We start from the raw sequence: 7,876 nt of genomic DNA, 5'->3' as shown, positions 1-7,876 counted from the left end.
CCGCCGCCTTCCTGCCGATCGAGGTCTACGAGCTGACCGAGCACATCAGCGTGCTGAAGATCTGCACGCTGCTGCTCAACGTCGTCGCGGTGCTGTGGATCCTGCTCTCCAAGCGCCTGTTCGGGCTGCGCGGCGGGCACGCCGCCTTCGAGGCCGAGCGGCACTCGGCCTCGCTGCTGGAGGTCGAGCAGTCGGCCGGTGCGGTGCCTGTCAAGGCCTGATCACCCGGATAAATCCGGGCATAGCGCCGCCTTCTGTCGCAGCTGGGTACCGAATGCCCCGAGCCCTCTCCCCGCGGGGGGCCCGCTGCCGTTACATTCGCCCGGTGGCACAGTTTCGACTCCAAGGGTCCAAGGTGCTCGCCGTCGACATGACGGGCGACACCGTCAAAGCACGTAACGGGACGATGGTCGCCTACACCGGGCAGATGGGCTTCAAGAAGCTCTCCGGTGGCGGCGACGGGCTGCGGGGCATGGTCACCCGCAGGCTGACCGGTGAACAGATGGTGGTGATGGAGGTGAAGGGGCAGGGCACCTGCTTCTTCGCCGACAAGGCCAGCGAGGTCAACCTGGTGCGGTTGAACGGCGAGACGCTCTACGTCGAGGCCGAGAACCTGCTCTGCACCGAGGCGACCCTGCACACCGGCACCAGCTTCACCGGCCTCAACGGGATGGCGTCCGGCAACGGCCTGTTCACCACCAAGGTGGAGGGACACGGCTGGGCGGCGCTCACCTCCCGCGGTCCGGCGATCATCCTGCGGGTGACCCAGGGCACCCCGCTGCGGGTCGACCCGGGCGCGTACATCGCGCACACCGGGAACCTCAACCGCAGCCTGAAGTCGGGTGCGGGCTGGACCACGCTGATCGGTGAGGGCGGCGGCGAGGCGATGCAGGTGGAGTTCGCCGGCGAGGGCCTGGTCTACGTGCAGCCCTCCGAGAAGATGACCTTCGGGGGTGACGTCTGATGCCGTTCAACAAGATCAACAACAAGATGGTCGAGGCTCAGTTGCTGCCCGGCCAGAAGGTCTTCAGCCAGCGCGGCGCCATGCTCGCGTACACCGGCGAGGTCTCCTTCACGCCCAACGTGATGGGCGGCCAGGGCGGTGTGATGTCGATGATCGGCCGCCGGGTGGCCAACGAGGACACCCCGCTGATGACCGTCGAGGGCCACGGCAAGGTGATGTTCGGCCACGGCGGCCACAACGTCCAGGTGATCGACCTGACCGGCGACACCCTCTACGTGGAGGCCGACCGGCTGCTCGCGTTCGACGGCTCGCTGCAGCAGTCGACCATGTTCATGGGCCAGCAGGGCGGCGTGATGGGCATCGTCCGCGGCCAGGTGACCGGCCAGGGCCTGTTCACCACCAAGCTCGACGGCCACGGCTCGGTCGCCGTGATGGCGCACGGCGGCGTGTTCGAGCTGCCGATCGGCCCCGGCCAGCCGGTGCACGTCGACCCGCAGGCGTACGTCGCGCACCGCGGCCAGGTGACCAACAAGCTGTCCAGCGCGCTGGGCTGGCGCGACATGGTGGGCCGCGGCTCGGGCGAGGCGTTCCAGCTGGAGCTGTCCGGCCACGGCGTGGTGTACGTGCAGGCGAGCGAGGAGAAGCTCTGATGTCCTACCCGCCGCAGCCCCCGTACGGCCAGCAGCCGTACCCGCCCCAGCAGCCCTACGGCCAGCCGCCGCAGCCGTACGGCCAGCCGCAGCCGGGGCAGCCGCCGTACCCGCAGCAGGGCTACGACCAGGCGTACCAGCAGACCCAGGCCGCCATGCCCGGCCAGCCCTACGGCGCCCCGCCGCCGCAGCAGCCCTACGGCCAGCCGCCGCAGGGCGCGTACGGCGCCCCGCTGCCGTACGCCGCGCCGGGCACCGAGGGCCCGACCGTGCACGACGCGCACACCCTGCCGGTGAACGACAACGTCAACCCGTACGCCTTCTCGGTGGACCTCAACGGCGCGTACTACCTGCAGAAGGGCAAGATGATCGCCTACTACGGCGACATGCGCTTCTCGGGCATCGGCCGCGGGGTGATCGACCAGATGCTGGAGCGGAACTTCAACTCCCCGCTGCACGCCTCGGACTGGGTGGTCGCCGAGGGCCGCGGCAAGCTGCTGCTGGCCGACCGGGCGTTCGACCTGAACTCCTACGACCTGGAGAACGGCAACCTGACGGTCCGCTCGGGCAACCTGCTGGCCTTCGAGCCGACCCTGAAGCTGAAGCAGTCGATCATCCCGGGCTTCCTCACGCTGATCGGCACCGGCAAGTTCGTGGCGGCCTCCAACGGGCCGGTGCACTTCGTCGAGCCGCCGATCCGGGTCGACCCGCAGGCGCTGGTCGGCTGGGCGGACTGCCCCGCTCCGTGCCACCACTACGACCACGGCTACATGCACGGTCTGATCGGCGGCCTGCGCCACCTGACCGGGCTCGGCGGCGCCTCCGGCGAGGAGCACCAGTTCGAGTTCATCGGGGCCGGGCAGGTGCTGCTGCAGTCGACCGAGACGCTGATGGCCGAGCGCTCGGTGGGCGTGGTGCACGCGGAGGCCGGCGTACCCGGCAGCGGCGTGCCGCACCAGCAGCCGGGCGGGCACGGGCAGCAGCAGCTGCCGAACGTGAACATCCCGGGCCTCGGCAACCTCGGCGACCTGGGCCGCCGGTTCGGGCTCTGAGCCACGGCCGACCGGCCCGTGCTACATTGTACAACTTTTAACAATCCGGGTTATGCTGGCGCCATGGAAACGAACCTGACCGAAGCGCCGGCGGTCTCCGCCTCCGAGTCCGAGGCGGAGACCCCCTGGCTCACCGCCGCGGAGCAGCGGTTCTGGCGTGCCCATCTGGAGGTCAGCAAGCTCCTCGACTACCAGCTCGGCCGGGAACTGCAGCCGCACAACCTCGCCATCAACGACTACGAGATCCTGGTGGTGCTCTCCGAGGCCCCGGACCGGCGGATGCGGATGACCGACCTGGCCACCGCGACCCTCCAGTCCAAGAGCCGGCTCTCGCACCAGATCACCAGGATGGAGGCAGCCGGCCTGGTCCTGCGCCAGGAGTGTCCCGGCGACCGCCGCGGCCTCTACGCCAACCTCACCGAGCTCGGCTGGGACACCATGCAGAAGGTCGCCCCGGACCACGTCCGCAGCGTCCGGCAGCACTTCGTCGACCGCTTCACACCGGAGCAGATCGACGCGATGTACCAGGCGCTGGCGCCCGTCGCCGAGCACCTGCGCAACCTCCGCGGCCGGGGCTGACCGGGCCGGGGCCCGGCCCGGTCCTGCGGCCCGGCGCTCAGGCGCCCGTCAGGTCGGCGACCAGCTGGTCGGCCGCGCCGTACGGGTCGAGTTCGCCCGCGGCGACCCGCTCGGCCAGCGCCGAGAGCCGCCGGTCGCCGCGCAGGTCGCCGATCCGGGCCCGCAGCGCGGCCAGCGCGATGGCCTGCACCTCGTCGGCGGCGCGGCGGCGGCGCCGGGCCGCCAGTTCGCCGCTGGCCTCCAGCCAGGCGCGGTGCTTCTCCAGCGCCTCGACCACCTCGTCCATGCCCTCGCCGCGGGCGGCGACCGTCTTGACGATCGGCGGGCGCCAGTCCCCCGGCTCGCGGGACTCGCCGAGGCCGAGCATGTGGTTGAGCTCGCGGGCGGTGGCGTCGGCGCCGTCGCGGTCGGCCTTGTTGACCACGAACACGTCGCCGATCTCCAGGATCCCGGCCTTGGCGGCCTGGATGCCGTCCCCCATCCCGGGTGCCAGCAGGACGACCGTGGTGTCGGCCTGGGCGGCGATCTCCACCTCGGACTGGCCGACGCCGACCGTCTCCACCAGGATCACCTCGCAGCCGGCCCCGTCCAGCACCCGCAGCGCCTGCGGGGCCGCCCAGGACAGTCCGCCGAGGTGGCCGCGGGTGGCCATGGAGCGGATGAACACCTCCGGGTCGGTGGCGTGGTCCTGCATCCGGACCCGGTCACCGAGCAGCGCCCCGCCGGAGAACGGCGAGGACGGGTCGACGGCCAGCACCCCGACCCGCTTGCCGAGCCGCCGGTACGCGGAGACCAGCGCGGAGGTCGAGGTGGACTTGCCGACCCCCGGCGAACCGGTCAGCCCGACCGTGTAGGCCTGCCCGGTGTACGGGGTCAGCGCGGCCATCACCTCGCGCAACTGCGGGGCGGCGTTCTCCACCAGCGTGATCAGCCGGGCGACGGCCCGCGGCCGGCCCTCCCTGGCCTGCTCGACCAGCGTGGCGACATCGACCATCAGCGTGCTCCTCGATCGGGAACGGGACTGCCCGCCGGGACGGTGTCGTCCCGGCGAGCAGCCCCGGTGTCAGTGTCGGCCGGCCGCTCAGGCCTTGGGCACCCGGACGATCAGGGCGTCGCCCTGGCCGCCGCCGCCGCACAGCGCGGCCGCGCCGACGCCGCCGCCGCGGCGCTGCAGCTCCAGCGCCAGGTGCAGCACCACGCGGGCGCCGGACATCCCGATCGGGTGGCCGAGCGCGATCGCGCCGCCGTTGACGTTGACCTTCTCCTCGGTGATGCCGAGGTCCTTCATCGACTGGTGGGCGACGGCCGCGAAGGCCTCGTTGATCTCGACCAGGTCGAGGTCGGCGACCTCCAGGCCCTCCTTGGAGAGCGCGTGCTTGATCGCGTTGGACGGCTGCGACTGCAGCGAGTTGTCCGGGCCGGCCACGTTGCCGTGGGCGCCGATCTCGGCGATCCAGCTCAGGCCCAGCTCCTCGGCCTTGGCCTTGCTCATCACGACCACGGCGGCGGCGCCGTCGGAGATCTGCGAGGAGGTGCCGGCGGTGATGGTGCCGTCCTTGGTGAAGGCCGGGCGCAGCTTGGCCAGGGTCTCGGCCGTGGTGTCGCCGCGGATGCCCTCGTCCTGGGCGAACAGCACCGGGTCGCCCTTGCGCTGCGGGATCTCGACCGGGACGATCTCGGCCTCGAAGACGCCGTTCTTCTGGGCGGCGGCGGCGCGCTGGTGGGAGAGCGCGGCGAGGTGGTCCTGCACCTCGCGGCCGATGCCGAGGCGGGTGTTGTGCTTCTCGGTGGACTCGCCCATCGGGATGTTCTCGTAGGCGTCGGTCAGGCCGTCGTACGCCATGGCGTCCAGCAGCTCGACCGCGCCGTACTTGTAGCCCTCGCGGGACTTGGGCAGCAGGTGCGGGGCGTTGGTCATGGACTCCTGGCCGCCGGCCACCACGATGTCGAACTCGCCGGCCCTGATCAGCTGGTCGGCCAGCGCGATGGCGTCGAGACCGGAGAGGCAGACCTTGTTGATGGTCAGCGCCGGGACGTTCATCGGGATGCCGGCCTTGATGGCGGCCTGGCGGGCCGGGATCTGGCCGGCTCCGGCCTGGAGCACCTGGCCCATGATCACGTACTGCACCTGCTCGCCGGTCACGCCCGCCCGCTCCAGCGCGGCCTTGATGGCGAAGCCGCCGAGTTCGGCGCCGGAGAAGCCCTTGAGCGAGCCGAGCAGCCGGCCCATCGGGGTGCGGGCACCCGCGACGATCACTGAGGTAGTCATGGGACGAGCTCCTTCGCGCGTCATGGCCAGGAGAGGGTGTGGGGATGCGGCTCAATGTACTGACGTGTAACCCCGCCGTCACCGGCGCGAGGGTGTGATCAGTGGCACTGGCACTGCCCAGTCAACACCGTGTCAGGTCGCGGCGAGTGAATTGTGAGCAGGCTCGCACGCCGCGTGGTGGCGCCGGCCTGCCGCGATGCGCTGCACTGGTGGCCCCGTCCGACCGACCGTGCCCCCGGAGGCCGTCATGCTGACCCGTATCGACCACATCGGAATCGCCTGCTTCGACCTCGACCGGACCGTGGAGTTCTACCGCGCCACCTACGGCTTCGAGGTGTTCCACTCCGAGGTGAACGAGGAGCAGGGCGTCCGCGAGGCGATGCTGAAGATCAACGACACCGGTGACGGCGGCGCCTCGTACCTGCAGCTGCTGGAGCCCACCCGCGAGGACTCCACGGTCGCCAAGTGGCTCGCCAAGAACGGCGAGGGCGTGCACCACATCGCGTTCGGGACCACCGACGTCGACGGCGAGGCCGCGGACATCCGGTCCAAGGGCGTTCGGGTGCTGTACGACGAGCCGCGGATCGGCTCGATGGGCTCGCGGATCACCTTCCTGCACCCGAAGGACTGCGGCGGGGTGCTGACCGAGCTGGTGACCTCGGCGGCGCCGCAGGAGCACTGACCGCATATACCCGGTTCGGGCCCGACCCGTCGGTAACTTCGGAAAAGACAGGTGCCCCCATTCCCCCCGGCGCCGCGCCCACTACAATGCCCAAGTGCGCCAATGCTCCGGGGAGGACCGGTCCGGCGGGCACGGCCGAGCGCGAGTGGGGCTGATCATCCGACGGCTCGTCTCGTTGCAGGGGAGTCCACTACGCGGGCACGGCTGAACGGTCGCAGTTCGGATCTGTCACCATTCTCCCAAGGCAAGAGTTCGCTCAGGAGTCCACCCGGACGGCGGAGCGCGACACCGTCGCGCACCACCGCACGGCGGCTCCGACCCGTGGCACCAGCCGCGGCTGCAAGGACCAGCCGGTCCGGCCCCGGAATTCCGGGGGCCACTGGACCGGCCGGGTCGAGGACGCGACCAGGAGATGGATGGGACCGCGGAGTGCGGGGCTACGACCGCTACGAGGTTGAGGATCACCTCTCCCAGTTCGAGGCCGAGTTGGAGCGGGCTCGCAAGGAGCGGGACAAGACCATCGAGCATGCCGAGGACCTCGCCTACCAGGTGGAGGTGCTCCGGGCCAAGCTGCACGAGGCCCGACGGCAGCTCGCTCAGCCGCGCGCCTTCGACTCCGTCAACGGCCAGGCCGAACAGCTCCTGCGCAACGCCGAGCTGCAGGCCGAGGCGCTGCGCGCGGACGCCGAACGCCAGTTCCGCGAGTCGCAGGCCGCCACCCAGCGGCTGATGGCCGAGGCCGCCGAGCGCACCGCGCAGCTGGAGGCCGAGCTCGGCGCCCGGCGCCGCCAGCTGGAGGACGAGCTCACCGAGCTGCGCCGCTCCGCCGAGCGCCACGTCAACGAGAACGTCAACTGGGCCGAGCAGGCCAGGGCCGGCACCGAGCAGGAGGCCCAGCGCCTGCTCCAGGAGGCCCGCGCCGAGTCCGAGCGGATGGTCGCCGCCGCCCGCGCGGAGGCCGCCGCCCTCGCCGACCAGGCCCGGGCCCAGACCGCCGCCGACGTCGACGCCGCCCGCGGCGAGGCCCGCGCCGCCGCCGAGGCCGCCCTCCAGCGCGCCCAGACCGACGCCGAACGTCTGCTGCGGGCCGCCTCCGAGCAGGCCCAGCAGGCCAGCGCCGCCGCCGAGGAGATGCGCGGCAGCGCCGCCAACCAGGCCCAGCAGCAGCTGGCCGGCGCCCAGGCCGCCGCCGAGCGGCAGCTCGCCGCCGCGCAGGCCGAGATCACCGCCCTCAAGCAGCGGGTCCAGGCCGACCAGGAGCGCGCCGCCGCCGCCCTGTCCCAGGCCCAGGCCGAGATAGAGCGGCTGCGCGCCGAGGTCGAGGCGGAGGCCGAACGGGCCCGCCGCGAGGCCACCGAGCTGCGCATCCAGGCCGAGGCCGCCGCCCAGCGCCTGCAGGCCGAGGCCGAGGCCGCCGCCGAGCAGAAGGTCGCCGACGGGGAGGCCGCCAGCGAGCAGCGCTCGCTCACCGCCCGGGCCGAGATCGCCCGGATGGTCGCCGCCGCCACCCGCGAGGCCGACCTGATCAAGTCCGCCGCCGCCACCGCCCAGGCCGAGGCCGAGGCCGCCAAGGCCGCCGCCGCCGAGGAGAGCGAACGGCTGCGCGGCGCCGCCGAGAGCGTCGCCACCCAGCTGCGCACCGAGGCCGAGACCGCCATCGCCGAGCTGCGGGCCGAGGCC

General features: G+C 72.1%; 8 protein-coding genes and 1 pseudogene. 7 read left to right on the top strand and 2 right to left on the bottom strand.

The genetic code is table 11. The features are described 5' to 3' along the window. The 5 genes from AA75_RS33405 to AA75_RS33385 form a co-directional block, all read left to right on the top strand. Positions 1-221 (top strand): DUF2127 domain-containing protein (locus AA75_RS33405; RefSeq protein ID WP_033824097.1); only part of this gene is annotated, 221 nt, incomplete at its 5' end. 104 nt (positions 222-325) lie between these two features. Beyond that, on the top strand, positions 326-964 hold the full coding sequence (locus AA75_RS33400) for an AIM24 family protein (protein ID WP_033824096.1): 639 nt from the start codon (positions 326-328) through the stop codon (positions 962-964). After that, positions 964-1,614 carry an AIM24 family protein gene (locus tag AA75_RS33395; RefSeq protein WP_033824095.1) on the top strand — a complete coding sequence of 217 codons (651 nt, stop codon included), beginning with the start codon at positions 964-966 and terminating at the stop codon, positions 1,612-1,614. Before AA75_RS33400 ends, AA75_RS33395 begins: the two co-directional genes overlap by 1 nt. Positions 1,615-1,847: 233 nt before the next feature. Beyond that, positions 1,848-2,666 (top strand): AIM24 family protein, encoded by an 819-nt coding sequence (locus AA75_RS33390; RefSeq protein WP_033824115.1) that lies wholly within the window; start codon positions 1,848-1,850, stop codon positions 2,664-2,666. Between the two features lie 63 nt (positions 2,667-2,729). Continuing rightward, complete coding sequence (locus tag AA75_RS33385) at positions 2,730-3,245, top strand: MarR family winged helix-turn-helix transcriptional regulator (protein WP_051813932.1); 516 nt, start codon at positions 2,730-2,732, stop codon at positions 3,243-3,245. A gap of 37 nt (positions 3,246-3,282) precedes the next feature. On the opposite strand, the gene meaB is transcribed toward AA75_RS33385, so the two are convergent. Next, positions 3,283-4,239: a methylmalonyl Co-A mutase-associated GTPase MeaB gene (meaB, locus tag AA75_RS33380; RefSeq protein ID WP_033824094.1), complete on the bottom strand. Its 957-nt coding sequence runs from the start codon at positions 4,237-4,239 to the stop codon at positions 3,283-3,285. A gap of 87 nt (positions 4,240-4,326) precedes the next feature. Then, positions 4,327-5,514 (bottom strand): acetyl-CoA C-acetyltransferase, encoded by a 1,188-nt coding sequence (locus tag AA75_RS33375; RefSeq protein WP_149038523.1) that lies wholly within the window; start codon positions 5,512-5,514, stop codon positions 4,327-4,329. A gap of 247 nt (positions 5,515-5,761) precedes the next feature. Here AA75_RS33375 and mce point away from each other — a divergent pair, with 247 nt between their 5' ends. Next, a complete protein-coding gene (gene mce, locus AA75_RS33370) occupies positions 5,762-6,196 on the top strand; it encodes a methylmalonyl-CoA epimerase (protein ID WP_033824092.1) in 435 nt (144 codons plus the stop codon). A 429-nt stretch (positions 6,197-6,625) separates the two neighbouring features. Then, positions 6,626-7,876 (top strand): annotated as a pseudogene (locus AA75_RS50095) (hypothetical protein); the annotation flags it as partial.

The organism is Kitasatospora sp. MBT63 (assembly GCF_000710465.2).
GTDB lineage: Bacteria > Actinomycetota > Actinomycetes > Streptomycetales > Streptomycetaceae > Kitasatospora.
Note: the sequence above shows the minus strand (reverse complement) of the source record. Positions and strands in the feature narration are given on the sequence as shown.

Coding starts and splice junctions, on each gene's coding strand:
- meaB (WP_033824094.1), bottom strand. CDS start 4,239: ATGGTCGATGTCGCCACGCTGGTCGAGCAGGCCAGGGAGGGCCGGCCG.
- AA75_RS33395 (WP_033824095.1), top strand. CDS start 964: ATGCCGTTCAACAAGATCAACAACAAGATGGTCGAGGCTCAGTTGCTG.
- AA75_RS33385 (WP_051813932.1), top strand. CDS start 2,730: ATGGAAACGAACCTGACCGAAGCGCCGGCGGTCTCCGCCTCCGAGTCC.
- mce (WP_033824092.1), top strand. CDS start 5,762: ATGCTGACCCGTATCGACCACATCGGAATCGCCTGCTTCGACCTCGAC.
- AA75_RS33375 (WP_149038523.1), bottom strand. CDS start 5,514: ATGACTACCTCAGTGATCGTCGCGGGTGCCCGCACCCCGATGGGCCGG.